This is a genomic window from Rhodococcus sp. 14-1411-2a, from assembly GCF_002259485.1.
Classification (GTDB): domain Bacteria; phylum Actinomycetota; class Actinomycetes; order Mycobacteriales; family Mycobacteriaceae; genus Rhodococcoides.
Window position 1 is genome coordinate 43,550 of sequence record NZ_NPGA01000011.1, and the last position, 26,500, is coordinate 70,049.

At 65.7% G+C, this 26,500-nt stretch carries 25 protein-coding genes and 1 tRNA gene; 17 read left to right on the top strand and 9 right to left on the bottom strand.

The annotated features are described in order from the left end of the window. Positions 1–11 precede the first annotated feature (11 nt). From CH291_RS08550 to CH291_RS08560, 3 genes are all read left to right on the top strand, one after another. A complete protein-coding gene (locus CH291_RS08550) occupies positions 12–1,277 on the top strand; it encodes a multidrug effflux MFS transporter (RefSeq protein WP_373455119.1) in 1,266 nt (421 codons plus the stop codon). A 39-nt stretch (positions 1,278–1,316) separates the two neighbouring features. Continuing rightward, complete coding sequence (locus CH291_RS08555; RefSeq protein ID WP_094687209.1) at positions 1,317–1,793, top strand: DUF309 domain-containing protein; 477 nt, start codon at positions 1,317–1,319, stop codon at positions 1,791–1,793. A gap of 106 nt (positions 1,794–1,899) precedes the next feature. After that, positions 1,900–2,595, top strand: coding sequence for a hypothetical protein (locus tag CH291_RS08560; RefSeq protein WP_143545903.1), 696 nt, complete (start codon positions 1,900–1,902; stop codon positions 2,593–2,595). On the opposite strand, the gene CH291_RS08565 is transcribed toward CH291_RS08560, so the two are convergent. Then, positions 2,573–3,337, bottom strand: coding sequence for a deoxyribonuclease IV (locus CH291_RS08565; RefSeq protein ID WP_068048648.1), 765 nt, complete (start codon positions 3,335–3,337; stop codon positions 2,573–2,575). The genes CH291_RS08560 and CH291_RS08565 overlap by 23 nt on opposite strands. Positions 3,338–3,412: 75 nt before the next feature. On the opposite strand from CH291_RS08565, the gene CH291_RS08570 reads away from it, so the two are divergent. The 5 genes from CH291_RS08570 to CH291_RS08590 all read left to right on the top strand — a co-directional run bounded on the left by CH291_RS08570 (position 3,413) and on the right by CH291_RS08590 (position 11,125). Further along, on the top strand, positions 3,413–4,147 hold the full coding sequence (locus CH291_RS08570) for an ABC transporter ATP-binding protein (protein WP_068048639.1): 735 nt from the start codon (positions 3,413–3,415) through the stop codon (positions 4,145–4,147). A gap of 68 nt (positions 4,148–4,215) precedes the next feature. Continuing rightward, positions 4,216–6,738 carry an ABC transporter permease gene (locus CH291_RS08575; protein WP_094687305.1) on the top strand — a complete coding sequence of 841 codons (2,523 nt, stop codon included), beginning with the start codon at positions 4,216–4,218 and terminating at the stop codon, positions 6,736–6,738. Between the two features lie 182 nt (positions 6,739–6,920). Then, positions 6,921–9,476 carry an alpha/beta fold hydrolase gene (locus tag CH291_RS08580; protein WP_094687211.1) on the top strand — a complete coding sequence of 852 codons (2,556 nt, stop codon included), beginning with the start codon at positions 6,921–6,923 and terminating at the stop codon, positions 9,474–9,476. Between the two features lie 99 nt (positions 9,477–9,575). Beyond that, positions 9,576–10,490, top strand: coding sequence for an alpha/beta fold hydrolase (locus tag CH291_RS08585; protein WP_068048623.1), 915 nt, complete (start codon positions 9,576–9,578; stop codon positions 10,488–10,490). Further along, positions 10,487–11,125, top strand: coding sequence for an LON peptidase substrate-binding domain-containing protein (locus CH291_RS08590; RefSeq protein ID WP_068048615.1), 639 nt, complete (start codon positions 10,487–10,489; stop codon positions 11,123–11,125). Before CH291_RS08585 ends, CH291_RS08590 begins: the two co-directional genes overlap by 4 nt. A 55-nt stretch (positions 11,126–11,180) precedes the next feature. Here the strand turns inward: CH291_RS08590 and CH291_RS08595 are convergent. Beyond that, positions 11,181–11,254 (bottom strand) — tRNA-Met (locus CH291_RS08595). 77 nt (positions 11,255–11,331) lie between these two features. Between CH291_RS08595 and CH291_RS08600 the strand changes: the two genes are divergently transcribed. Beyond that, positions 11,332–12,111 carry an enoyl-CoA hydratase/isomerase family protein gene (locus CH291_RS08600; protein WP_179276485.1) on the top strand — a complete coding sequence of 260 codons (780 nt, stop codon included), beginning with the start codon at positions 11,332–11,334 and terminating at the stop codon, positions 12,109–12,111. Here the strand turns inward: CH291_RS08600 and CH291_RS08605 are convergent. Continuing rightward, the gene (locus tag CH291_RS08605) at positions 12,094–12,711 is read right to left on the bottom strand and encodes a DUF998 domain-containing protein (protein WP_068048609.1); all 618 of its coding nucleotides are present in this window, start codon (positions 12,709–12,711) and stop codon (positions 12,094–12,096) included. The two genes, CH291_RS08600 and CH291_RS08605, sit on opposite strands and share 18 nt — an antisense overlap. A gap of 101 nt (positions 12,712–12,812) precedes the next feature. Between CH291_RS08605 and CH291_RS08610 the strand changes: the two genes are divergently transcribed. Both CH291_RS08610 and CH291_RS08615 read left to right on the top strand, forming a co-directional pair. After that, positions 12,813–13,376, top strand: coding sequence for a TetR/AcrR family transcriptional regulator (locus CH291_RS08610; RefSeq protein WP_179276486.1), 564 nt, complete (start codon positions 12,813–12,815; stop codon positions 13,374–13,376). Then, positions 13,373–14,713 (top strand): ABC1 kinase family protein, encoded by a 1,341-nt coding sequence (locus CH291_RS08615; RefSeq protein ID WP_094687213.1) that lies wholly within the window; start codon positions 13,373–13,375, stop codon positions 14,711–14,713. The genes CH291_RS08610 and CH291_RS08615 overlap by 4 nt, the downstream gene beginning before the upstream one ends. Positions 14,714–14,733: 20 nt before the next feature. Here CH291_RS08615 and CH291_RS08620 read toward each other — a convergent pair whose 3' ends face one another. Then, positions 14,734–15,711, bottom strand: coding sequence for an NADPH:quinone oxidoreductase family protein (locus tag CH291_RS08620; protein ID WP_094687214.1), 978 nt, complete (start codon positions 15,709–15,711; stop codon positions 14,734–14,736). 138 nt (positions 15,712–15,849) lie between these two features. Between CH291_RS08620 and CH291_RS08625 the strand changes: the two genes are divergently transcribed. Both CH291_RS08625 and CH291_RS08630 read left to right on the top strand, forming a co-directional pair. Continuing rightward, on the top strand, positions 15,850–16,536 hold the full coding sequence (locus tag CH291_RS08625) for a dienelactone hydrolase family protein (protein ID WP_094687215.1): 687 nt from the start codon (positions 15,850–15,852) through the stop codon (positions 16,534–16,536). Further along, entirely contained in the window at positions 16,523–17,431 is a 909-nt protein-coding gene (locus CH291_RS08630) for an amidohydrolase family protein (protein ID WP_068048596.1), read from the top strand. Before CH291_RS08625 ends, CH291_RS08630 begins: the two co-directional genes overlap by 14 nt. Before the next feature lie 9 nt (positions 17,432–17,440). Here CH291_RS08630 and CH291_RS08635 read toward each other — a convergent pair whose 3' ends face one another. Both CH291_RS08635 and CH291_RS08640 read right to left on the bottom strand, forming a co-directional pair. Next, positions 17,441–18,286: a patatin-like phospholipase family protein gene (locus CH291_RS08635; RefSeq protein ID WP_094687216.1), complete on the bottom strand. Its 846-nt coding sequence runs from the start codon at positions 18,284–18,286 to the stop codon at positions 17,441–17,443. A 28-nt stretch (positions 18,287–18,314) separates the two neighbouring features. Further along, a complete protein-coding gene (locus CH291_RS08640) occupies positions 18,315–19,169 on the bottom strand; it encodes an alpha/beta hydrolase (RefSeq protein WP_094687217.1) in 855 nt (284 codons plus the stop codon). Positions 19,170–19,342: 173 nt separating this feature from the next. Here CH291_RS08640 and CH291_RS08645 point away from each other — a divergent pair, with 173 nt between their 5' ends. Further along, positions 19,343–20,530 carry an alkane 1-monooxygenase gene (locus CH291_RS08645; RefSeq protein WP_094687218.1) on the top strand — a complete coding sequence of 396 codons (1,188 nt, stop codon included), beginning with the start codon at positions 19,343–19,345 and terminating at the stop codon, positions 20,528–20,530. A gap of 1 nt (position 20,531) precedes the next feature. Here CH291_RS08645 and CH291_RS08650 read toward each other — a convergent pair whose 3' ends face one another. Beyond that, positions 20,532–21,734, bottom strand: a complete 1,203-nt coding sequence (locus CH291_RS08650; RefSeq protein ID WP_068048586.1) for an ATP-binding protein — start codon at positions 21,732–21,734, stop codon at positions 20,532–20,534. 229 nt (positions 21,735–21,963) lie between these two features. On the opposite strand from CH291_RS08650, the gene CH291_RS08655 reads away from it, so the two are divergent. Next, positions 21,964–22,431 (top strand): alpha-isopropylmalate synthase regulatory domain-containing protein, encoded by a 468-nt coding sequence (locus CH291_RS08655; protein ID WP_094687219.1) that lies wholly within the window; start codon positions 21,964–21,966, stop codon positions 22,429–22,431. A gap of 64 nt (positions 22,432–22,495) precedes the next feature. Here the strand turns inward: CH291_RS08655 and CH291_RS08660 are convergent, their stop codons facing one another. Together CH291_RS08660 and CH291_RS08665 are read right to left on the bottom strand one after the other, a co-directional pair. Next, positions 22,496–23,689 carry an ATP-binding protein gene (locus tag CH291_RS08660; RefSeq protein ID WP_094687220.1) on the bottom strand — a complete coding sequence of 398 codons (1,194 nt, stop codon included), beginning with the start codon at positions 23,687–23,689 and terminating at the stop codon, positions 22,496–22,498. A gap of 171 nt (positions 23,690–23,860) precedes the next feature. Beyond that, the gene (locus CH291_RS08665) at positions 23,861–24,376 is read right to left on the bottom strand and encodes a hypothetical protein (protein WP_094687221.1); all 516 of its coding nucleotides are present in this window, start codon (positions 24,374–24,376) and stop codon (positions 23,861–23,863) included. Positions 24,377–24,490: 114 nt separating this feature from the next. Here CH291_RS08665 and CH291_RS08670 point away from each other — a divergent pair, with 114 nt between their 5' ends. Then, positions 24,491–25,390, top strand: a complete 900-nt coding sequence (locus CH291_RS08670; protein ID WP_068048582.1) for a metal-dependent hydrolase — start codon at positions 24,491–24,493, stop codon at positions 25,388–25,390. Next, positions 25,387–26,493, top strand: a complete 1,107-nt coding sequence (locus CH291_RS08675; RefSeq protein WP_094687222.1) for a PDR/VanB family oxidoreductase — start codon at positions 25,387–25,389, stop codon at positions 26,491–26,493. The genes CH291_RS08670 and CH291_RS08675 overlap by 4 nt, the downstream gene beginning before the upstream one ends. Positions 26,494–26,500: the final 7 nt, after the last annotated feature.

A 26,500-nucleotide genomic window follows, 5' to 3' on the forward strand; every position in this document is an offset into this window, starting at 1 on the left:
CTGAACCTCGGGTGGCCCAAGCACCGAACACGTCAGCAACCGAGACAGCCGTAGCCGAAGCACCGGTAACGAACACGTCCCCCGAGCCGACCTCCAAGGAACGCCTGCGGGTGATCCTGGTGCTCGGCGCGCTCATCGCGCTCGGCCCCTTGACCATCGACATGTATCTGCCGGCTCTTCCGGCGATCGCCGACGACCTGAACACGTCCTCGTCCGCCGTGCAGCTCACCCTCGCAGGCACCCTGGTCGGTCTTGCCCTCGGTCAGCTGATCATCGGCCCGCTATCGGACATCGTCGGTCGACGGCTGCCCCTCATCGTCGGCACCGGAGTGCACATCCTGGCCTCCGTGGCGTGCATCGTGGCTCCCAACATCGCTGTTCTCGGCGGCCTTCGCGTCGTACAGGGTCTGGGTGCTGCGGCCGCAGCCGTGGTCGCGATGGCCATCGTGCGCGACCTGTTCAGTGGCCGTGCCGCCGCGACCGTCCTGTCCCGCCTGATGCTGGTCATGGGCGTCGCTCCCGTGCTGGCTCCGTCGCTGGGCGGTGCCGTGCTGCTGGTCGGATCATGGCGTCTCGTGTTCGCGGCGCTGGCGATCATGGGTGTTGCTCTGATGACTCTTGCCATCGTCTCGCTCCGCGAGACGCTGCCACCCGAGCGTCGCCGCGCCAGCGGCGTCATGCCGGTACTGCGCACCTACCGTTCACTGCTGCGGGACGCCCAGTTCGTCGTTCTCGTCCTCGTCGCCGCACTGGCGATGGCCTCGCTGTTCGCCTACATCGCCGGGTCGTCGTTCGTCCTGCAGGAGGAGTTCGGCCTCGACGAGCAGCAGTTCGCCATCGTCTTCGCCGCCGGTGCCATCTCCCTCATCGGCGCTTCCCAGCTCAACGTCCTTCTGCTCGGACGCTTCGCACCGGTGCAGATCGTGCTGACAGCGCTGTCCTTCGCCGTGTTCGCGGGTGCCGTCATGACGGTCCTCGCGATCACCGGGGTCGGCGGCATGGCCGGCTTCGTCGTCCCACTGTGGTTCGTGCTCGGGGCCGTCGGATTCGTGATGCCCAACGCGCCCGCGCTCGCTCTGTCCAGGCACGGTGAGGCCGCAGGCGGTGCCGCTGCCCTGCTCGGAGCAGCTCAGTTCGGACTCGGTGCCATCGTCGCGCCGATCGTCGGCGTGCTCGGAAACGACGCGATCGCCGTGGCCACCACGATGGTCGTGACCTCTGCTGCAGCGCTGATCGCGCTGGGCGTCATCACCGCGCGCTCGACTTCCCACCGATGAGCACGGTGGTGCGGGCCGCCACACACTAGGGTTTCCGCCATGGCCGAACGCGAACGTGATGCGCACGGTAAACCCCTCAATGCCAGGCCTCGTGACGGTCTTGGGCGTCCCATGGCCCGCGGTGGAAACGGAACCCCGCGGGTGCCGGACGACCTTCGGCTTCCGCCCACCGCCGCTCTCGTCGAAGCGCAGAAATTCCTGGACGCGAACATGCCGTTCCATGCGCACGAGGTACTGGAAGGCACCTGGAAGAGCTGCCCGTCCGACGAGCGTCCGCTGTGGCAGGGCCTCGCCCAACTCGCCGTCGGGTTGACCCATCTGATGCGCGGGAACCGCGTCGGTGCCGCCTCGCTGCTTCGGCAGGGACACGACCGGCTCGTCGGCTTCGAGTCCAACCCACCACATCACCTCGACGTCACCGGGCTGCTGACCTGGTCGGAGGGCCTACTCGGCGAGCTCGAGACAGGAAGATTGCCGGTCGTTCCCGGCATTCCAGCGCTGCGCGTCACCGACTGAACCGATCCCGACAGGGGGCGTCCTGGCGTCCGATCACGGCTCGAGCTAGCCTGGCGAGGGTTAGGTAAGGCTAGGACAATCTGCACCGAAAGTGGGGTTCGTCGCCGTGACCGTGTTCGCACCGCTCAGACTCGTGCACCGCGAGAAGATCAGTCCGGCTCAGCTCGGACGCACTCTCTGCACCGAGGTGGCCGAACAGGTTCCGTACTGGGTGGCCGTCCTGACTCCGGCGGAGCGTCCGTTGCTCACCGAACACACCGCAGTCCTCGAGCAGACGTCGATGACGTTCACTCTGCCCGACGGCCGACACCACCGCCGCATTCTGCTGCTCGCCGCTCTGGGCTCGGCCGTGTCCACGTGGCAGAGAAACAACCGACGCGGCTCCTCGGCCGGCGTGCTGGTGGACCTCGACCTCGAGAGCACCGGCGCAGTTCACCCGGTCCGGCTGCCCACGCTTCCCGTCGACGCTCTCGCCGTCCCTTCGCACCGCGAGCACCTCGTCGACGAGGTCTCGAGGCGACTGGGCTCGGTGCCGAACGGCGGCTGCGACTACGCGCTGGCTCGCAACTATCCCGCGCTGGCCTCACGCGCGGGAGCACAGATCATCGTGCACGAGGATGCACTGGCAGAGCCCAGCCGAGAGCACGCCATCGACATCGGGATCACCGTGACGAGTGCGGGTACCGCACTCGCGCGCATCACCTGGGCTGCGAATCTGCCGGGCATCGACGAACTGATCCGGCTGTGGGCGTCGGCCGTGAACGACCTCGCCCTCAGCACTACAGGCTCTTCAGCAGCCTGACGTCGTCTTCGATACCTTCGGGCGGGGTCTCCAGGATCACCGGCGCGTCGGCCGCCAGGGCGACGGCGGTCAGGATCTCCGCGTCGATCGTTCCGGTGCCGAGGTTCGCGTGCCGGTCCCTGGCCGAGTCGAACTCGTCGCGTGAGTTGTTCAGGTGCACCAGATCGATGCGTCCGGTGATGGCCTTGATTCGGTCGACGACGTCGACGAGATCCTCTCCGCCGGCCCAGGCATGGCAGGTGTCCAGGCAGAAGCCGGCACCGAACTCGCCGATGGCATCCCACAGGCGGGCGATGTCGTCGAAGTGGCGTGCCATCGCGGAGTCTCCGCCCGCGGTGTTCTCGACGAAGATCGGTACCCCGAAGCCGCCCTGCTCCGCTTGGCGCTCGAACAGCTTGCGCCAGTTGTCGATTCCCTTGGCGGTGTCCTCACCCTCACGGACGTGGCCGCCGTGGACGACCAGCCCGATGGCCCCGATCTCGGCCGCAGCAGCAGCCTGCTCGACGACGGCCTTGCGCGACGGAATGCGGATCCGATTGTTCAAGCTCGCCACATTGAGGACATAGGACGAGTGCACCACCACGTCGACCGAGCCGTTCAGCAACGCCTCGCCCTGCGGGTGTGGTTCGAGCTTGTTCCACTTCTGCGGATCGGTGAGGAACATCTGGACGAGGTCGACGCCGAGCGCCTCGGCCGTTCCGAGAGGGTCGCTGCTGTCGCGGACGTGGGCTCCGATGCGCATGACGCCCATCATAGGGGTGGTGTTCAGGGTCTCCCCTGATAGCGACGGGCGCGGAACGCTGGAACACTGGCACCCATGAGCGACATTGCCGCACGTGCGGTCGACGTATCGAAGGTCTACGGATCAGGGGACACCCAGGTCCACGCACTGTCCGGGGTGAGCGTCGAATTCGCTCGCGGAGAATTCACCGCCATCATGGGCCCCTCGGGTTCGGGCAAGTCCACGCTCATGCACTGCCTGGCCGGCTTGGACAACGCATCCTCGGGAACGGTGACCATCGGCGACACCGAGCTGACGGCGCTCTCCGACAAGGAGATGACCGGATTGCGAAGGGACCGAATCGGATTCGTGTTCCAGGCCTTCAACCTGGTGCCGACGCTCACCGCGCTGGAGAACATCACCCTGCCCCTCGACATCGCCGGCCGCACGCCGGACAAAGAATGGCTCGACACCGTGGTCGACCGACTCGGCCTGCGCGACCGCCTCGATCACCGCCCCAGCGAACTCTCGGGCGGACAGCAGCAGCGAGTGGCGTGCGCCCGCGCTCTGGCAGGCCGACCCGACATCGTGTTCGGCGACGAGCCCACCGGTAACCTGGACTCCCGCTCGTCCGGCGAGGTGCTGTCGATTCTGCGCACTGCCGCAGACGAATTCGATCAGACCGTCGTCATCGTCACGCACGATCCACGCGCGGCCAGTTACGCCGACCGCGTCGTGTTCCTCGCCGACGGCGCAGTCATCGATCAGCTGAACTCGCCCACCGCCGACGCCGTACTCGAGCGGATGAAGAAGCTCGAGACGGTCCGATAATGGCGCACTCCATCTCCAAGAAATCCGTCTCCGACAAACCTCCTCGACAAAAGCCGTCGGGCAATCCCATGCGCAAGGTGTCACTGAGAAACCTTGCCGCACACAAAGTCCGACTGGCCCTGACGGTACTGTCGGTCGTGCTCGGCACGGCATTCGTCGCGGGCTCGTTCGTGTTCACCGACACCCTTCAGCGCACTTTCTCCTCACTGTTCGCCGATACCGCGCAGGGCGCGGATGTTCGAGTGAGCCCCGAGGACGCACGCTCGTCCGGCGTGCCGAACGAGGACATCGCGGCGATCTCGGCGTTGCCGAACGTGCGCGCCGTATCGCCGTACGTCGGCGGACAGTTGGTACTGCTGGGGTCCGACGGTGCCGCCGTACAGTCCGGTGGCGCACCGACCATCGGCGAGTCGTATCTCCCCGACGACCAACGACTCGGTGATCCGACCACCTTCGTCGACGGTTCGGCTCCCACCGCCCCCGGCCAGGTCGCGATCAACGCCGGTGGTGCCGAGCGCGCCGGACTCGAGGTGGGCGACGCCACCCGGGTACTCGTGCCGTCCAAGGGCATCACCGACATCACGATCACCGGAATCTATTCGACAGCAACAGAATCCGGTGGCTACATCGGAATCCAGTTCGTGCAGAGCCAGGCGAACGAGCTGTTCACCGACGGTGCCCACGTGCAGTACATCGACGTCGCAGGCACCGATCTCGCCGCGCAAGGGCTGACTCAGAGCGATCTCCGCGACGAGATCGCCGCGGCGTTCCCCGACCTGAAGGTCCAGACCGCCGCGGACGTACAGGCCGAGACTCAGGCCGAGGTCGAGTCGGCACTGTCGTTCATCAACTACTTCCTGCTGGCCTTCGGTGGGATCGCCCTGCTGGTCGGCACCTTCATCATCTACAACACGTTCTCGATGATCGTCGCTCAGCGCGTCCGCGAATTGGCACTGCTGCGCGCCGTCGGAGCCAGCCGCGGGCAGGTCAGCCGCTCGGTCGTTCTCGAAGCTCTCGTTGTCGGCATCATCGGCAGCATCCTCGGCTTCGTCGGCGGGGTAGGGCTGGCCTACGGGCTACGGGCACTGCTCAACGCCTTCGATCTGGGTCTGCCGTCGGGACCGTTGGCACTCGAGCCGCGCACCGTTGTCGTCGCGTTCGCCGTCGGCATCGTCGTCACCGTGCTGAGCGCGTACGCGCCGGCCCGGCGGGCAGCCAAGATTCCACCGGTCGCCGCGATGCGCGAGGAATTCGCCTCTGCGGGTGACACCCTGCGTACCCGAACGTTCGTGGGCGTCGGCCTCGGAATCGCGGGCGCGGCCGCGCTGATCATCGGCGCGCAGTCGACCGGCGGGGCGGCCGCTGCCACGGTCGGCGCGGGAGCCGTCGCGCTGATCGTCGCCACCGCACTGGCCGCGCCGTCGCTGTCACGGCCGGTCGTCGGCGCACTGGGGGCCGTCATCACCCGTCCGTTCGGAGCGATCGGACGCCTGGCCAGGACCAATTCGGTTCGCAACCCCAGACGCACCGCGGCCACCGCCTTCGCCCTCATGCTCGGACTCATGCTCGTCACCGTCATCGGCGTGCTCGGATCCACCGCCAAGGCCAGCGTCGACTCACTCGTCGACACCGGGGTCGAGGCGGACTACATCCTCTCCGGCCCGCAGTCGATCGGCGTTCCGACCGGTGCCACCACGGCCGCACAGCAGGTGACCGGCGTGGACCGTACTGCGGTGCTGCACCCGGTGTTCGTGACGATCGCAGACCAGGAGGAGTTCGGCGCCGCGATCGACGGCTCCCCCGAGGGACTGCTCGAGCTGTCGATGGTCCAGGGCACGGCAGATCTGAACAGCAACGGGTTCTCGGTGTCGGAAACCGAAGCGGCGAGCCGCGGCTGGACCGTCGGAACCGAGGTCACCTTCGACACCGTCGACGGTGCGTCCGTCCCGGTGACGGTCACCGGGGTCTTCACCGACAATCCTCTGATCGGGAACTGGATCGTCTCGGGCGACATCTACCAGGAGGTGACGCCGTCGATCACCCGCTCGGACCTTCTGGTTCTCGTCAAGGCCGCACCCGGCACCGACCTCGACACACTGCGCACCGACCTCGAAGCCGCGACCAAACCGTTCGTCGTCGTCCAGGTTCAAGACGTGGAGGAGTTCAAGGGCAGCCAGGGACAGCAGATCGACACGCTGCTCGCGGTGTTGTACGGCTTGCTGGCATTGGCCGTCGTCATCGCTGTGCTCGGCATCGTCAACACGCTGGCCTTGTCGGTGGTGGAGCGGCGTCGGGAGATCGGCATGCTGCGCGCGATAGGCATGCAGCGGCCGCAGGTCCGTCGCATCATCTATCTCGAGTCGCTGCTCATCGCGCTGTTCGGCGCGATCGTGGGCGTGGTCCTCGGAATCGCGTTCGGGTGGGGATTCGTGCAGACCCTGCGCGACGAGGGCCTGGGCACCATGACCGTGCCGTGGGGCCAGGTGGTGGCCATGCTGCTCGGATCGGCCGTTGTCGGTGTGTTGGCGGCACTGTGGCCTGCTGTGCGAGCCGCGCGTACGAAGCCGTTGGAGGCCATCGCGGACCTGTAGGGCCGAGCCCGAAACAGACCGGGCATTCCGCAACGTCACCCGATTGTTGTGGAATGTCCGGTTTTCCGCTTGCGCGAAAAGGTTCTGCACGTTTACCTTTGAGTCGGTAAAAAGTCTTCGAGCCGGTTTGTACGTTTCAAACCGACTCCGACATCACGGGTCGGGCTCGTGCAAGGAGAATCATGTCGATTCAGGACATCGATGCGCCGACCCGTCTTTCACTGGCCCCACTGTGCCGGCCGGAACGCCGCGACACCCTGATGGCCCGCTACCGCGAGGTGGCTCACGCGCTGCCCGACGCCGTCGCGCTCGACGTCGACGGCTCGTCCCTGACCTTCGACGAGCTCCTCCATCGCGCCTACTCTCTGGCTCGTAAGATCGCCACGCTCTTTCCTGCCGATTCTCGGCCGCTCGCCGTGGACACCGACGCGACGACGGACTCGATCGTGCTGATGCTGGCCGTCGTCGCTGCAGGCCATCCCCTGGTGCCGCTCGACCCCATGCTTCCCGCCGAGCGCCGCGCCACGATCATCGACCAAGCAGGTGCGACGGCGATCGACTCCACCACCGTCGCCGCCGCCATGGACTCGTGTGTGCCGCTGCCGACGCTGTCGGGCGACCACACCGCGGTGATCAACTACACCTCGGGATCCACCGGCACCGCCAAGGGCGTGATCCTCAGCCACCGCATGTGTCTGACCAAGGCATACGAAGTCGCCAACGCGTTGGCGCTGGGCCCACACGACCGCGTCGGAAACTCGCTTCCGGTCAGCTTCGGGGCCGGCTTGAACACGTTGTTCGCGGGGTTGCTCAGCGGTGCCGCCGTGCACTGCCGCGACCCGAGGGCAGGTGTCCCCAGCAGCACCGTCGAGTGGACAGCCGCGCATTCCCTGACCACGCTGCACTGCTCGTCGTCGCTGCTGCGCGCAGTCTCCGCCGCCGATCACGGACCCACCGGTCGGGCCGTACCCACGCTGCGGGTGGTCATCACATACGGGGAATCCCTGCACGCCGACGATGCCGACGGTTTTCGGCGGCGATTCGACAGCCGCGCCACGGTGGTCAACTGGTACGCGACCACCGAGGCCGGGGCCGTCGCCTACAGCGAATACCCGCTCGAACGAGCGCTGCCGTCGGGCTTTCTCCCTGCGGGCAGACCCATCGCAGGCAAGCTGGTCGAAGTCGTCACCTCCGACGGTTCGTCGTGTGCACCGGACGTGATCGGCGAGATACGGGTGACGTCGAACTGTTTGGCCGACGGCTACCTCGGCGGTGCCGGTCGGGATTCCCAGCGATTCGCCGCGCTCGGCGACGGTCTGTTCCGGTACCGCACCGGCGATCTGGGACGACTCGACGAACACGGGACGCTGCACCTGGCCGGCCGCATCGACGACGCCGTCAAGGTGCGCGGATACCTGGTGGAGCCGGCCGAGGTCGAGGCAGCACTGCGCGCCATGCCGGAGATCGGCGACGCAGCGGTGATCGGCAGGACTTCCGGCACCGATACCGACCTGGTCGCCTACGTGTGCTCGGCGCGTTCCGGTCGTCGACCCTCCGTGGGCGAGATCAGAGCGTCGCTGCGCCGGACGCTGCCGGAGTGGATGGTGCCCACCCACATCGTCGCGCTCGACGCGATGCCGCGCAACGAACGCGGCAAGCTCGACCGCGGCGCACTGCCCGAGCCGGCCGATCGACGCGTCGAGCGCACCGCGGTCGGCCCGACCGAGTACATCGTGGCCGAGGCTGCGCGCACCGCGATCGGGCTGGACACCATCGGACGGGACGAGGATTTCCTGGCTCTGGGCGGAAACTCGCTGACCACCACGGCCATGCTGGCCCAACTCCGCGAGAACCTGAAGATCGATCTGACACCGGAGGACGTGTTCGCGGCGACCACTGTTCGAGAGTTGGCCGTGACAGTCGACGCCCGCCTCGAAGACGCGGCAACTGCGCGTCGACGCACGGCAGGCGAACACGACGTGCTCGTGCCGCTGCGCACAGAGGGAAGCAAGGCACCGATCTTCCTGATCGGCGGTGCAGGCGTCGGCGCGATGGCATTTCTGAATCTCGTCAAGCACATCGACGCCGACCGGCCGGTGTATGCCCTGCAGGCGCACGGCCGCGGCAAGCGAGGACGGCCGGACCGGACGATTCGGCGAACCGCGAAACGCTACGTCGACGCTGTTCGCACAGTCCAGCCCGAGGGCCCGTTCCATCTGGTCGGCCACTCGCTCGGCGGCTGGATTGCCATCGCGATGGCAGAGGAGATCCGAGACTCCGGCCTCGGGTCTCCCCACCTGTTGCTCCTCGACACACGGCTGTTTCGGCATCTGCTGGACAGGTTGCCCGGCGGTACCGAGGTTCCGGCTGCGCCGCCGGCGCAGACGCGTGAAGAGGCGGGCTTCCACCTAGGCCGCGTCGGCACCGCTGCCCTCTGGTTACGGATGCAATTCGCCGGGCTGCTGCGGTACCCGACGACGATGGAATGGTTGGTTTTCGCAAGCATCGGGTACGTGGCGTTGAACAAGCACGTGCCGACACCGTGGTCGGGTTCGATGACCGTGGTTCGCACAGCGGAGAACGTGAAAGATCTCAGGTCGTGGCAGACGGTCGGCCGTGGTGAGCTGACCTTCGTCGACATCTCCGGAGATCACGTCGACATGCTGCGTGAACCGATGGCCGAGCACTTGGCCGAGACGATCGCGAACACCTTCGACGATGCGGGCCTCGCACACTGATCGACGGTCTGTCGTTGGGTGGGCTCAGCTTGTACGTTTGTGCCAACGGCTCACCGAGCCACGCACCGATCCGGGCATCACACGACGAGGAGGTCGACCATGAGTTCATCGTACGAATTGCAGTCGGTGGAACTACACAAGGACGTCCTGCGATACGTGGACATGGGCGAGGGCCCACCCGTGATTCTGGTGCACGGACTGCTCGGATCGCATCAGTCCTGGGGCCCGCAACTCGAGCGTCTGTCGCAGAAGTATCGCGTCATCGCTCCCGACCTGTTCGGGCACGGAGACTCCGACAAGCCGTCCGGCGACTACTCGCTCAGTTCGCACTCGGCCACCATTCGCGATCTCATGGATCACCTGAACATCGACTCCGCCCCGATGGTCGGTCACTCGCTCGGCGGGGGCATCGTCATGCAGCTGACGTACCTCTTTCCCGAACGCGTCGATCGCCTGGCGTTGGTCAGCAGCGGCGGACTCGGTCCCGAGGTGAGCCTGCTCCTCAAGGCTGCGACGCTGCCCGGCAGTGAGCTGGTTCTGCCGCTGCTCGCATCGGACTGGTTCCGCAAGAACGCAGAGGGCGCGCTGGCGCAGTTGGGCAAATGGGGTCTGCCGGTCAAGCCAGGTCCCAGCATGGCCGAGACCTGGCGGTCGTTCCGGTCGGTTGCCGACCGCTCTACCCGCGGGGCCTTTCTGGCGTCGACGCGAGCCGTGGTGGGCCCGCGTGGGCAGACCGTGAGCGCGAAGCAACATTTCGAGAAGTTCGAGTCCATTCCGTCGCTGCTCGTCTGGGGCGGCAAGGACCGGATGATTCCCGCCAAGCACGCCGACAACATTCGACGTGAGGTTCCCAACAGTCGCGTCGAGATCTTTCCCGACGCCGGCCATTTCCCCCAGCTCGACGAGCCGGACTTCTTCTTCCGCTTGCTCGACGAGTTCCTCGACGCAAACGAGTCCGACAAGAGCGCGCCCGCGGCCATCACCCCGGCGGCTGTTCCGTTGCAGCACCCGTGAGCGTGACCCCGATGTTCCCGCTCGGCAGCGTGCTGCTCCCCGGTGAACGCCTACCACTGCACATCTTCGAGCCGCGCTACCGAGCTCTGGTCCACGACTGCCTGAAGCAGGACGATCCGAGCTTCGGCGTGGTCCTCATCGCACGTGGGCACGAGGCCGGTGGCGGCGACGTCCGGCACGATGTGGCCACGACCGCACACATCATCGGTCACGAGTCCATCGGCGACGGCCGATATCTGCTCGACTGCGTCGGCGGCGAACGGATCAGGATCGACGCCTGGCTGCCGGACGATCCGTACCCACAGGCCGACGTTCGAGCATGGCCGGACGAAGAGACCGATGCGGTGATCGCCGACACCGAGTTCGACGCCACTTGGGCGCGGATCGAGGATCTCTACGAGCTGATCGGTCGACTCGAATCGACGGAAGTCGTTTCCACACCCGGTGTTCCGGACTTCCTGGGCCTGCCGATCTCGGCCGCCGAGAAGATCTGGTCGCTGACAGCTCTGATTCCGATGGGTCAGTCCGATCGACTCGACATCCTGTCTGCACCCAACGCCAGAGCGCGCAAGACCGCACTCGACGACGCCATCGAGAATGTCACGGCGGTGGTGCAGTTCAGACTGCAACCCTGATACCTACGAAACACGTCAGGCCCGACATCATCGATGTCGGGCCTGACGTGTGTAGTAGCGGGGACAGGATTTGAACCTGCGACCTCTGGGTTATGAGCCCAGCGAGCTACCGAGCTGCTCCACCCCGCGTCGGGTGTTCACCACGCTACATGCCATCTCGGCAGTCTCCCAATCGCCAGGTCAGCCGCACGCTCTACCGTTCAGGTATGCCCATTGCGCTGTCTCCAGTCCTGACCTTCCCGCACGCCGCCGTCGCGCAGATCACGCTGAGCAACCCGCCGGTCAACGCGCTGACCCGTCCGGCGACGCGGCGACTGCGCGCCGTGCTTCTCGAATTGGCCGACGACGCCGCGATTCGGGCGGTCGTTCTCACCGGCGACCGGGTGTTCAGCGCCGGCTCGGACATTTCCGAGATGCCCGAGATGCAGGACCGCGGTGACGTGCTCGCCCGCAAGAGCATTCTCGAGAACGCCACCCTCGAGATGCTCGACGATCTGCCGCTGCCGACGGTCGCGGCAATAGACGGATTCGCGTTGGGCGGCGGCCTCGAGCTGGCGCTGTGCTGCGACCTCGTCGTCGCCGACGCAGGGGCTCGACTCGGACTCCCGGAAATCGACCTCGGTGTGATCCCCAGCAGCGGCGGATCGATGCGCGCGCTGCGGCGGGTGGGTCAGGCGCGCGCCGCCGAACTGGTGTTACTCGGCGAGCCGATCTCGGCCGAGACTGCACTGGAGTGGGGTCTGATCAATCGGGTCGCTCCACGCGGACAGTCGTTGTCGGTGGCACTGGGCGTGGCGCAGGCGCTGGCGCACAAGTCCCGCTCTGCCGTTCGAGCGAACAAGCGTGCCCTCGCTCTCACGTTCGGCGAGTCCCCCGGCCTACCGGCGCAACGGGCATTGCCGGTGTTCGAGGAGGCGTTCGAGTCGGCGGACGGCAGGGAGGGCGTGCGCGCCTTTCTCGCCAAGGAGTCACCCGAGTTCGGGTAGGCGGCGCTTGACCAGAATCGTTGCGCCGGTGACGATCTCCCATCCGATGATGGTGTAGACCGAGATGCGCTCGAAGGTTCCGCCGCCGAGGATTCCGGTGTCGGCGAGAAACAGGGTCAGCCCCACCAGACCGGCCACGCCGGCAGTCGCACTGCCCACGGTGTACCAGCGCGGCGCGCCGACGCGGCCGCCGTACCGTCCTGCCGCCAGCAACACCAGGTTGCCGCCGACGATCGCCATGCCTGCACCCACCGCATGGGGCGTCGAAGCCCCGTCCACCGAGGCGTGGGCGAGCCCGACGACGATGCTGCCGACACCGTGCACAACGGAGGTGCCGGCGACGATCCACCGCGCCCGGCCTTCGAAGAGCACCGACAGTCCCAGCCCGGCCAGGACGAACAACGTGCCGTCGACAACGAAGCCGGTGTTCATCACCGCGTGCAGCGGCGAGATGTCGGGGATGCCGAGATCGCTGATGTTGTTGCGGGCGTAGCTGTACGGCCGGTCCGTCCAACCGAGTGCGGCGACGGCTTCGGCGGCCAGATAGGTCACCCCACCGACGAGGAAAGCCCCGGCGGCCAGGACGGTCGTTCTCTTCACAGCTGCACGTCCACTCCCGGAGCCCCGATGGGTCATTTCGCAGGCTCCACTCCCGGAGCCCCGATACACCTGGCGTGTACCGATTGGTACAGTACCGGCTCATGAGCGATCGCCACGACGTGGTGCCGATACTCGCAGGGGTGTTCCGCGACCATGGGTTCGACGGTTCCTCCCTCGCGGTCATCAGCAAACAGACCGGCCTGGGGAAAGGCAGTCTCTACCACTACTTTCCGCGCGGAAAGCAGGAGATGGCCGAAGCCGTCCTCGACGACGTGGAGCTGTGGTTCCACCACAACGTGTTCGAGCCGTTGCGACAGGGCACCGATCCCGCGTCGACGACGCATGAGATGTTCGAGCAGACCGCGCGATACTTCCGGTCCAATCGTCTGGTGTGCCTGTTCGGCGCATTCACACTCGGTCTCGAACGTGCTGTGTTCTCTGGACGCGTCGCAGCCCATTTCACCCACTGGATCGACGCGCTCACCCCGGTACTGAGTCGCCTGGGACACGGCGAATCGGCAGCCGAACTGGCCGAGGAGATCGTGGCCGGAATTCAGGGCGCACTGGTGCTCTCACGCGCCTCGGACGATGCGACGCGGTTCGATCGATTGTTGGCGCGCCTGGAAGCCTCGGCGGCGCGCGTGCCGGTGGGGGTGCACGTATGAATCCCAAGCCCGCACCCCAGCTGAAGACGTTCGGAATACGAGAACTGCTGCGACTCATCGTCATCGGCACGGTATTGGCGTACTTCCAGATCGTCGCGGTCGGCCGCTGGGTGCGCGCGCCACGGCGCGGGTGGCCGCTGCACGCCTCGGAGGCCGTCGTCGACGCCTTCTTCGTTCTCGGCCCCACCTTCGTCAAGGTCGGGCAGCTGATGGGATCCTCGCCCGGGCTGTTCCCCAAGGTCCTCGCCGACACCTGCCTGCGCTGCCTCGACGAGGTGCCACCGTTTCCCGGGTCGCAGGCGCGAGCGGTGATCGAGGCCGATCTGGGCCGCGGAATCGACGACCTGTTCTCCTCGTTCGACGACGTGCCGCTCTCGTCCGCCTCGGTCGCTCAGGTGCATCTGTGCGTGCGCCGTGACGACGGCCGTGAAGTGGTCATGAAGGTACAGCGGCGAGGCATCTATCACCGCATGAAGATCGACCTGCGTATCGCGTACCTCATCGCCCGCGGACTCGAGAAGTTCATTCCGTTCTTCGCCACGGCCAACGCGTCGGCGATCATCGTCGACCTGCACGCCGCCACCTTCGCCGAACTCGACAGCGCCGTGGAAGCCAAGCGACAGGCCAGCTTTCGCGCGGCCATCGGCGCGTTCGGCGACAACGCCCACGTCACCGCGCCCGAGGTGTTCCTGGACTACTGCGGCGGCCGCGTCATCTGCATGGAACGCATGCACGGTTCTCCCCTCGACCGCTACGAGCCGGGAGAGCAGTCCGAGCTCATCGTCCGCCGCGCCGCCAAGGTCTGGATGGAAGCCCTTGTGCTGCATGGTCTCTTCCACGGCGACGTGCATGCGGGCAACGTGTGGGTGCTCGACGACGGCAGGGTGGCGTTCCTCGACTTCGGAGTCATGGGCGAGGTGGACGAGCAGTGGCGCGCACTGCTGCTCGATCTGTTTCACGCCACCGTGATCGACGGCGACTTCACCCGACTGGCCGGTACCGTCAAGCGGCTGGGAATCGTTGCGCCGCAGATGGGTTCGGACGCCGAGGTCGGGGCGATCCTGCAGTCGGTGTTCGCTCCGATGCTCTCGGCAACTCTCGCCCACTTCAGCCTGGCCGACTTCATTCGGGCGCTGGTGAGTATGGGTAAGCAGTACAAGACGTCGAGCCCGGAAGAATTGATCCTGGTGGCCAAGCAACTCGGCTACTTCGAGAGATACGCCATCGAACTGGCACCGAACTGGGCCCTGGGTACCGACCCGTTCGTGTTCAAGAACGTCTTTCCCGCCGAGATCGCGGCACTGGCCGAGGCGCGAGGCGTCGAACTGCCGGAGTGACCCGGCAGCTCGACCCAGCATCAGTGGGTGAAGTCCAGCACCACTTTGCCTGCCGCAGTACGGTTTTCCAGTGACGCGATGGCCGAGGCAGCGTCTGCGGCCGGGAACACCGACGGCTCCGGCGCACCGAGAGAACCGTCGGCGAGGAGCGGTTCGATCTCGGCCCACTGGGTGGCGAGGTAGCCCGGGCGCGTCATCCACCACGCACCCCAACCGACGCCGACGACGTCGACGTTGTTGAGCAGCAGTCGATTTACCTTGACCGTCGGGATCTCACCACCGGTGAAGCCCAGCACCAGGATTCGGCCCGAGGGCGCGAGCGAGCGAATGCTGTCGGTGAACCGGTCACCACCCACCGGATCGACGACGATGTCGACGCCACGGCCGCCGGTCAGTTCCTTCACCGCGTCCTTCCAGCCGTCGACGAGAACGACGTCGGTGGCTCCGGCGGATCGTGCGATGTCGGCCTTGGCCTCCGAGCTCACCACAGCGATCACGCGAGATGCCCCGAGCACCGGAGCCATTCGCAGCGCGGAGGTTCCGATGCCCCCTGCTGCGCCGTGCACCAGAACCGTCTCGCCCGGTGCCAACCGGCCACGTTCCCGGAGCGCGAAGTGCACCGTCAGGTCATTGAACAACAGCCCAGCGCCTGCGGAGAGCGACACCGACTCCGGCAGCGCGAACACCGTGTCCGGGGATACGACGGCGACCTCGGCCATACCGTCGCTCAGTCCCGTCAGGGCCGCTACTCGATCACCGGCGGAGAAGCCGGACTCCGGCGGAGCCGACCGAACGATGCCGGCGATCTCGCTGCCGGGGACGAACGGCAACTCGGGCTTGTACTGGTAGAGCCCGCGAGTGAGCAACGCATCGGGAAAAGCGACGCCGGCGGCATGGACCTCGATGACCACCGACCCGTCGCGCGCAGCAGGCTCGTCGATGTCCACCACACTCACCGAGTCGGGTCCGTCGAGGCTGGAGATCTGTACCGCGCGCATGAGTTGTCCTCTCGGTCGGGATCGTTCCCTGCACGCCACCGTACAAAACTGCAGCAATCACCGTCGCTACCGGCATCCACTCCTGCCTGCTGGGTCGTTCCGCAGGCTCCACTCCTGGTGGTGTGCTCCAATCGACGGATGAACACCACTCCCCTCACCGTCGTCCGTCCCGACGGGGATGCCCGCGGCGGCGTCATCGTCATCCAGGAAGCCTTCGGCGTCACCGATCACATCGTCGACGTCTGCAACCGGCTCGCCGCCGCCGGTTGGGTCGCGGTCGCACCGCACCTGTTCCACCGACAGGAGGGTGTGACCGTGTTGTCGTACTCGGACATGGATTCGGCGATGGCGGCAATCGGGCGGCTGCAGGCGGACGAGGTGGACTCCGACGTGGACGCGGCGGCGAGTGCGCTCGCCGAGCTCGGACTCGAGCCGTCGTCCATCGCGATCGTCGGCTTCTGCATGGGCGGCACCGTCGCGTTCCACACCGCTGTTCGACGGCAACTCGGTGCGGCAGCGACGTTCTACGGCGGCGGAATCGGCAAGGGCCGCTTCGGTTATTCCGCAATGGCGTCGGTGGGCGACGCACTGCAGACACCCTGGCACGGATTCTTCGGGGATCTGGACGAGGGCATCCCCGTCCAGGAAGTCGAGACGCTGCGCGAGATCACCGCAACGGCGCCGGTCGACACGGAGATCACCCGCTACGAACACGGCAAGCACGGGTTCCACTGCGACGACCGCCCCGCCGTGTTCGACGCCGACGCCGCCGCCGACGCCTGGGGCAAGACGCTCGAGTGGTTCGACGCCCATGTCGCACGCTGAGCCACCCCGCTCCGACGCCGAACTCGCAGACGAGACCGAAGGCATCGTCGCTTTCTGGACCGAACTGTCGCTGCCGGGACTGTTCGACGTCCACACGCACTTCATGCCGAAGAACGTGATGGACAAGGTGTGGAGTTACTTCGACAGCGCCGGGCCGCTGACCGGCAGCGTCTGGCCCATCTCCTACCGGTTCGCCGAAGAGCAACGGCTCGAGGTCATTCGGGGGTTCGGAGTCCGGCACTTCACGTCGATGATCTACCCGCACAAGCCGGCGATGGCAGCCTGGCTCAATTCCTGGGCAGCAGATTTCGCGGCGCGCACCCCCGACTGCCTGCACACCGCGACCTTCTACCCCGAGGACGGTGTCACCGGGTACGTCGAGCAGGCGTTGACGAGCGGTGCCCGAATCTTCAAGTCGCACATTCAGGTCGGGAACTATTCACCGAACGATCCGCTGCTCGACGGCGTCTGGGGCGCACTCTCGGACGCGCAGGTACCCGTGGTGATCCACTGCGGGTCCGGCCCGGCTCCCGGCACCCATACCGGCCCGGAGCCGATTGCGGCACTGCTGCAACGGTTTCCCGAACTCCCGTTGATCATCGCGCACATGGGGATGCCGGAGTACGGCGACTTCCTCGATCTGGCCGATCGCTACCGGAACGTGCGACTCGACACCACGATGTCGTTCACCGACTTCTCCGAGGCGAGCGCACCGTTTCCGAAACACGAACTGCCCCGGCTGGTCGACCTGCAGGATCGCATTCTGTTCGGCAGCGACTATCCGAACATCCCGTACCCGTATCTGCATGCCCTGCAGGCGGTGCGCCGACTCGACCTGGGAGACGACTGGGTTCGTGCAGTGTGCTGGGGCAACGGCGCCGCACTGTTCGGATAGAGAGGTTCTCTAGACCCAGAACTCGGCAATACGCTCGGCGATGGCATTGCCCTGCGCCCGTCCGGCAACGGCCGCAGCCGATCGGACCGCGATGTCGGTGGCATCGGGGCCGATCGCGGCCGCCGAATCTGCGTCGGGGGCAATCACTTCCACCTTCGAGCCGCCCTTGACCAGCCGCTCCCGTTCGATGTCGAACGGATCGTGCTCGAGGTCGAGTGCACCGACCCTGAACACCAGTACCTTCTCGAAACCGACTGCCAGATCCGCATTTTCGCTGGCGCGGATACCACCGTCGACGTAAAGATGATCACCGATCGTCACCGGCGGCCACATTCCCGGGATGGCGCAGCTCGCGGCCACCGCATCGACCAGCTGAACGCCCGAGCCACGATCGAGAACCCGATGCCGACCGCTCACCGCGTCGACCGTGACGATACGCAGATCGCGGTTCGGCCAGGAGTGCGACGGTAACCGTCGTTCGATGATGGCCCTGCGCTCACGCTCGCTGATCGTCGAGGCCGACAGCGCCTCAGTGCCGATACGCCTGCGCGTGTCGATGGCACTGCCGTCGGAGTTCTGGGCAGCCCGAGCCAACATGGAGACCAGTTCGTCGATGGTCGAGTCGGCATGCGGTTCGTGGTCCTGCTTCGCTTCGTCTGCCTGCCGCTCGAACAGCTCGGTCAAGGCGGCTCCGCTCGAGATCTGGGCTGCGACCGAGGACCCGGCCGAGGTCCCCAACAACATCTCGGCGTCGCTGACGTCGGCTCCGGCTTCTGCCAATCCCAGTAGGACACCCGTCTGCCACGCAATGCCTGCGACTCCGCCGCCGCCCAATACGAGTGCTCGCCTGGTCATGGTCGTACCCCTTCTTCGAAAAGATCCGTCAGGAACTTACAGCGCCGGTGTGTACACGTGGACGCAGCCAGTCGATGAGATCGTCGAGTACGCGCTCCTTCTCCGGTTCGTTGAACACTTCGTGGAACAGCCCGTCGTACGTTTTCAGGGTCAGATCGTCGGATCCGGCGAGCTCGGCGATGAGCTCGCTGCCCGAGACGTCCGCCAAGCGGTCCGCCGTCCCGTGCTGGAGCAGCACGGGGATCTTCAGCGACGGCAGGCGAGCAGGGAACGTATCTCCGACGCCCAGCATCGCCGCGGCAAGGCCCGCCGAGACGCTGCCGTGGTAGCCCAACGGGTCGGCGACATAGGCGTCGACGACGTCCTTGTCGCGGGAGACGAGAGTGGGATCGAGCTTGAGCACCGGGGCGGCCGGTACGAAGCGTCCGAGGAGCTTACCGACCGCCACCAGCGCTTTCGGTTGCCCGACGCTGGGGACGACGGCAGGGCCGGACAGCATCAGACCGTCGAGATCGGCCTGATGGTCGAGGGCGTAGGACAGTGCGATGGCACCGCCCATGCTGTGGCCGAGCAGGAAGGTGCGCTGATTCGGATGCTCGGCAGCTGCGATGCCGAACAGCGTGTGCAGGTCGTCGGTGAAGTCGGACCACTTGTCCAGTGACACTCGTTTGCCACCGGATCGGCCGTGTCCGCGGTGGTCGGGCGCGTAGACGACGAGGCCGAGCGAGCCCAGCCGTTCGATGACGTGCCGGTACCGACCCGCGTGCTCGGCCAGGCCGTGGGCGAGCACCACAATCCCGGTCGACGTGGTCTCGGGGGTCCAGACGTCGTAGACGATTCGGGTTCCGTGAACTCCGACGAACGACGACTCGACATGCTTCATCCGGTCACCGTACAAGGGCAGCGGGGCGTTCGACTGCCCATCGGAGAACCTGCAAAATTTGCTTGGGTAACTATCCTGGTGGAACGGGCGATGTAGTTGTGACACGCCACTACCGTTTGTCCCCGCACCTCGGGGCACGGCACCGACCAGGACTCAGGAGTGAAGAATCCAGAATGCGTGATGAGTCCGCCACGAGCACGTCGCCGCGGTGGCGCGACCCCAAGCGCTACCTGTGGCCGCTGGGGCTGACGATTCCTCTCAGCCCGTTCCTGGCCTGGGGGCTGGTGACCCTTCTCGGCCCCGGTGCGTTCTGGACCCTCGGCCTGATGATCATGGGTGTCGCACTGCCTCTGGTGGACAAATTCGCCGGAGTGGACCGCAGCAATCCCCCGGACGAGGCGATCGCCGCACTGGAGAAGGATCCGTACTACCGCTGGTGCGTCTATCTGTTCCTGCCGTTGCAGTACGCGGGTCTCGTTGCGGCCTGCTATCTCTGGGCGCACGGCCCGCTGGGAGTTCCGGAGCGGATCGGCCTGGCCATCACCGTCGGCATCGTCGGTGGGGTCGGCATCAACGCCGCGCACGAGCTGGGCCACAAGCGTGAGCGTCTGGAGCGATGGCTGTCGAAGGTGACACTGGCACAGTCCCTGTACGGCCACTTCTACGTCGAGCACAATCACGGCCACCACCTCCGCGTCGCCACCCCGGAGGATCCGGCGTCGGCAAAGTTCGGCGAGTCGTTCTGGAAGTTTTTGCCGCGCACGATCGTGCACGGCCTGCGCTCGGCCTGGCAGCTCGAGACTCGACGCCTCGCCCGCCAGGGCCTGTCTCCCTGGTCGTACCGAAACAACCTGTTCAATGCCGCGGCCATGAGCGTTGTGCTGTTCGGCGTGCTGATCGCCGTCTTCGGTGTGGTGACCGTGCCGTACCTGTTCCTGCAGGCTGCGATCGCGATCGTCCTCTACGAGGCAGCCAACTACCTCGAGCACTACGGACTGCTGCGGGAGAAGCGCAAAAGCGGTCGATACGGCAAACCGACCCACCGCGACAGTTGGAACAGCGACCACCTGTGGAGCAACCTGTTTCTCTACCACCTGCAACGGCACAGCGACCATCACGCGAATCCGGTGCGCCGCTACCAGGCACTCCGGACCGTCGACGAGTCCCCGCAGCTACCGGCCGGATATGCAGTGATGATCTTCTGCGCGCTGGTTCCGCCGCTGTGGCGCAAGGTGATGGATCAGCGACTGATCGACTTCTACGACGGTGACGCCGAGCTCGTCAACGTCGATCACTCCGACCCCAAGGCGATGCGCAAGCTCGAGCAACTGTGCGTCGAGCGCGCCGAGGCGTACCGATAGTTCACACCGCCGCAGGTTCGTCGGTCTGGGCCCGTAGGTAGCGACCGAAGTGCGGCACCGTGAACGCGATGGTGCCGCGCTCGGCCGAATAGATCAGACCCTTCTTGATCAGTCCGTCGCGGGCCGGGGACAGCGATGCCGGCTTGCGCTTCAGTTCGGTCGCCACGGCCGAGGTCGGCACCGAGCCGTCGTCCACGGACAGTTCGGCCATCGCACGCATGTATTCACGCTCGGCAGGCGTCGCACGCTCGTAGCGAGAACCGAAGAATCCGACGGCCAATTCCTCCTCCGCCGTCGGAGCGGCGACGCGCACGTCCTCGACGGTGATCGGGGTGTCGGCCGCGAGATCCCACGTCGCCTTGCCGTAGGCCTGGACGAAGTACGGGTAGCCGTCGGCGGCCGCATACAGCGCGTCGAGCGCGTCGGGGGTGAATTCGACGTCCTCGCGGTCGGCCGGAGCGATCAACGCGAGGTCGGCCGCGGCTCGTTCCAGTCGGCCGATCCGGTGGTAACTGAACAGGCGCTCGGAGTAACTCTTGGATGCCGACAACACCGCAGGTAGGTGTGGCAGCCCGGCCCCGACGATGATCAGCGGCGCGGTGTCCTGACTGAGCTCGTGACAGGCCGCACACAACGCGGAGATGTCCGCGGCACCCAGATCCTGCATCTCGTCGATGAAGATGGCGATGCCCACGCCCACGTCGCCGGCCAGCGCGGAGGCGTCGAGCAGCAGTTCCACGAGGTCGATCTCGATGTCGCCGGAGTCGGCGCGGCCCGTCTTCGCCGGGACGTCGATGCCGGGCTGCCACCGCTCCCGCATGCCCTTGTCCGCGGTGGCGCGTAGGGCGAAGGCCTTGAGGACGCCGAGGAACTCGTCGACGCGTTCGGGATCGCGATGCGAGGCCGCAATCCCGCGGACGGCCATGTGCAGCGCAGACGACAGCGGTCGACGCAATTCCTGGTCGGGCCGAGCCTCGATCTTGCCGGTGCCCCAGCCGCGGGCGATCGCCGCGGATCGGAGTTGGTTGAGCAATACCGTCTTCCCGACGCCTCGCAGCCCGGTGAGAACGACGCTGCGTTCCGGCCGGCCGCGGGTGATGCGTTCGAGTACGACGTCGAAGGCGTCGAGCTGCTTCTTTCGGCCTGCGAGCTCGGGTGGGCGCTGGCCGGCGCCGGGGGCGTAGGGGTTACGCACGGGGTCCATGGGGCCAAAGTTACAACGAATCGTGCGATATATGCGGACATCTAGTTCGTGTCCTAGAGATCTGTATTCACTCGATACTTGCGCGCGACTGCGACGGAGGACTACTTTCTGGGGTGTGAAGCGCATTCTCGTAGTACGCCGCCGTAGCGGGGTCTGATTCGGACCGACCCCTCGCTGCGGGTCGTCGTGCTCTCTCGGTCCTCCCTTCACATTCGCCAGGACCATCCTCATGAATGCATTTGCTTCCACTCTCGCCACAGATCCGTTCCACGCCCGTTTCGGTTGCGCCCTGCCGCGCACGATGCGCGACGAGATCACCTGGCAACACATGTCGTGGACGAACTTCACCGACCGCTTCTCGCCCAGCACCGGGCCTCTTCGGCTGGGGTCATGGACGGCCGACAGTGCAACTGGCGGGAGGACTGCTTTCGACGCGACCTTCGGCGTCGGCGATACGATCATCGCCTGTGCGGCAACGACTTACGGGCCGATCGAGGCATTGACGTCGATGCTCCACGACGCCGGATTCCGCATCGAGATCCTCGCGTTCCACCAGCAGATCATCGGCGACGAGACCGCCACCTTCGTCCTCGCCGAGCACGACGGTCGCCGCGAATGGTCGATGGGCATGGATCCCGACGCACACCTGTCGGCCGTGCGAGCCGTCGTCGCCGGAGCGAACATTCTGCATCGGTAGCGCTTTCTCGGGCGTTCTAGCGCGTATGCAAGACAGGCGAAGATCTCGCTAGCGAAACCAACACTCAGGTCGGAGGTTGCCCGTCGATCTCCGGCATGTATCGGCGCATGAATCGATCGAACTGGGGAACGGTGAACTTCGCGTAACCGTAATTCGGGGTGTACAGCAAACCCTTGTTGATCAACCGTGAGCGCAGCGGCGACACCTGTTCCGATTGCTTTTGCAGGAGGAGCGCCACGTCGACGGCCTTTTGTTCCTTCGGTCCAAGCTCGGCCATAGCCCGCATATAGCGAAGCTCTTCCTTCGTACAGCGCTGAACACGTGTCCGGAAGAAGCTGTCGTCGAGTTCATCATCGACAAGATCGGCAGCAGCGACCGCGTCAGCTTCCGTGATCCTCGGACCCTCGGCCAAGTTCCACACTGCTCTCCCGAATTCCTGGATAAAATAAGGATACCCTTCGGTGTAGTGCAGGATCTTGTCCATGGCTCCGACGTCGTACTCGACGCCTTCCAGCTTCGCTGGTTCGGTCAGGGCCGCGATCGCTTCCGGCCCGGGTAGCTCACCGATAGACGGGAATCGGAACAGCCGCTCAGCATAGGACTTGGCATCACCTGCCAAACCCGGAAGCTGCGGCAGACCGGCACCTGCAAAGGTGATCGGAAGCTCCCGCTGGACAGTTCTGTGGACGGCACCGATCAACGCTTCCAGCTCACCCTTCGACAGAAATTGAATCTCGTCGAAAAGGAATACCACCCCACTGTCGCTCTCCCGAGCGGCCAACCCGACTGCCTCGAAGACATCAGCGAGGTCGTCATTCAGGTTTCCCGTGTCGGCCTGTCCAGCAGCTGGATCGACGTCCAAACCAATATTCAGTGATCCATCCGGCTGGATCGACAGCGAGAACGACTTGAGCACCGCAGCCGATCTGTGAATACGGTCGTTCCACTTCGCCCTAGGTGACGTTTGCAACAAAGCGCGCCGGGCCAGGCTGGCAATCTGCGGACCGAATGCGGTGCTCTTCGATACCTCGGCTTCGACTGCAACCCAGCCCTCATCCTCAGCTATTTCGCGATACCGACCAAGCAAAACAGTCTTGCCGACGCCACGCAGGCCAGTGACGATCAGCGACTGCTCGGAATAGCCCCTCCGCAACCGATAGAGCAGGGTTCGAAAGTCATCGAGCTCCACCTCGCGACCCGCCAAATAACGCGGTGGCGCGCCAGCGTTGGGCGTATACGGGTTTCGCCGACGGTCCACTGTTCATCCCCCAAATAGACAACCTGAACCTACTTTAACAAATCTTGTTAAACTCTACATAGCTCGTAAAACTGGCCGTTTCGATCGAGAAGTCGCGTGGTTCGCTCAACCACATCGACATACGCCGCAGTCACCCACCTTCGATGAACAGCAGTCCTTGGTCCGCGCGAACTAGGGCATCTCGATCGTCTCGGCGCGGCGCACCTCGGCCAGTGCGTACCGCAGATAGGTCTCGGCTCGGCCACGGCGCACCGCGAGCAGGTCTGCGACCACCAGCAACGCATGTGCGGGACGCGGCCTCACTCGCGACTGCTCTTCGACGTCGGACACCCCCAGCGCTCCGGTGAGCACCTCGACGAACCCGGCGATGTCCAGGTTCGGCAGCCAGTCCGCTCCTCGTACGGTTCGGCCGAGCACCTCCTGGACGTTCTCGCCGGTCAATCCATCGCTGTATACCTCTTCGAGCAACGTGCGTACCATCTCGGCATGCACGTGCCCGGCCTGCGCCGAGTCCGAGCGGCCCAACGATTCGACGGCATCGTCGAACGCGACCGAATTCCGCGAGGCGACAGCAGCCAGCGCGTCGTTCGTGGCATCGGCGATGCGCCGAACTTCGGTGGGCCACTCGGCAGGCCAGGTGACGGGCATACGACTCGGGGGAGTCGACACGGGGGAGGAGTCGGTCATGACAGAAGTGTCTCATCGGATACCGTCACGGTTCCCTTTATCTGTTACCGGTGTTTATACTAAGTCTCGCACTGTGGCATCGGCCACACCTGCGAACGTGGAGGAGGTGGCTCGATGAGCGAACGGAAGATCGTCGCATCGGATCCCGGTGAAGTGATGCTGCAAGCCAGAAACGTCAAGTTCGACTGGAGCGATCTGCCGATGCACTGGGTGCCGGGCGATCCGTACACCACGCACGTACTCAACGTGCTGCATCTACTGCTGCCCGCCGGCGAGCACTGGTTCGTCGACACGTTCAAGGAAGCCCTGCCGTACATCGACGACGAGAAGCTGCGCGACGACGTCATCGGCTTCATCGGCCAGGAAGCCGTACACGCCGAGGCCCACACCGGCGTCCTCGTGCATCTCCAGGCCAAAGGACTCGACCCGACTCCGTTCACCGACCAGATGGAGTGGGCCTTCGGCAAGGTCCTCGGCTCCGATTCGGTGACCAGCCTTCGATCGAAGAACAATCTGGTCGAGCGCTTGGCGCTGATCGCCGCGATCGAGCACGTGACGGCATTTCTCGGTGACTGGGTACTCAACGCCGACGGTCTCGACCGCGCGGGCATCCACCCCACCATGCTCGATCTGCTGCGCTGGCACGGTGCCGAGGAAGTCGAGCACCGATCGGTCGCCTACGACACGCTGCGATACTTCGACAAGCGCGAGGTTCGCCGATTGCGCACGTTCGTCGTGGTCGTGCCGTTGATGGCCTACATCTGGATGCGCGGGATCATCTTCCTGATGAAGAACGACCCGGAGCTGCAGTCGGCCCCGAAGTCCGTCCGCAAGCCGCGCTCGGCACTGTGGCGAAAATCGGTCCGCCGCGGCACCCTTCCCGCGCTGACGCACGTCGGTCGCAGCATGTCGCGCTACCTCAAGAAGTCGTATCACCCCAGCCAGGAAGGCTCCACAGCTCAGGCCGTCCGGTACCTGGCGTCCTCTCCGGCCGCTCAGGCTGCAGCGAGGTGAAGCTGTCTTCACGACGCGTTCCGCGGCTGCTCCCCAAGGATGCGCCGCCGGATCTGCGCGGGCGCGGACGTCCTGATCGCTCGATGCAGCTGCTCGGTACGTTTCTCAACGGCTACATGCAGGCGGCGGCCGGAGCGGAGTACAACGATGCCGTCGCCGGCCACAACCCCGATTCAGCGCTGAAGTTGGTCGTCACCGAACGCGAGATCGTCGCCGAGGACAACGATGTCGCAGCCCTCACCCTTGCGTCGCCGACGGGTGCGCAGCTGCCCATCTGGCATCCAGGGTGTCATCTCGATCTACATCTGCCCTCGGGGCGTCGTCGGCAGTACTCACTGTGCGGCAACCCGTCCGACCGCAGCTCCTATCGAATCGCGGTGCGTCGAATCCCCACCGGTGCAGGCGGATCCATCGAAATGCACGGACTGGAACCCGGCACCGAGGTCACCGTCCGTGGCCCTCGCAACGGATTCCCTTTCGTCGGTGAGGGCAGCGCTCTGTTCGTCGCCGGCGGTATCGGGATCACTCCCATCATCGCGATGGTCCGCGCCGCACGGATTCTCGGCATGGACTGGCAACTCGTGTACTGCGGTCGATCCCGCGACACCATGCCCTTTCTCGACGAGATCGAGAGCTGGGAATCGGACCGGGTGTTCGTCCGGACCGACGACGTGTACGGGTACCCCACCGAGGGTGAATTGCTCGAGCGCGCACCCGCAGGCGGTGCCGTCTACTGCTGCGGCCCCACCCCCATGCTCGACGCCGTCCGCCGCGACTTTCGCTGGTGCCCCTCCACCGCACTGCATTTCGAGCGATTCGGCCCGCCGCCGATTCTCGACGGCACGCCGTTCGAGGTGCAGTTGATCAGCACGGGCGCCGTGCTCGACGTCGCCGCCGACGCCTCCGTGCTGACAGCGGTCAAGGAGCAGAAACCCAACGTCGCGTACTCGTGCCAGCAGGGCTTCTGCGGTACCTGCAAGGTACGGGTGCTCTCCGGTGAGCCCGAGCACCTGGAAAACAGACTGACGCCGGAAGAGCAGCGCGATCACATGCTCATCTGCGTTTCGCGCGCACGCAGCGGGCGTCTCGTACTCGATCTATAGAACGGAA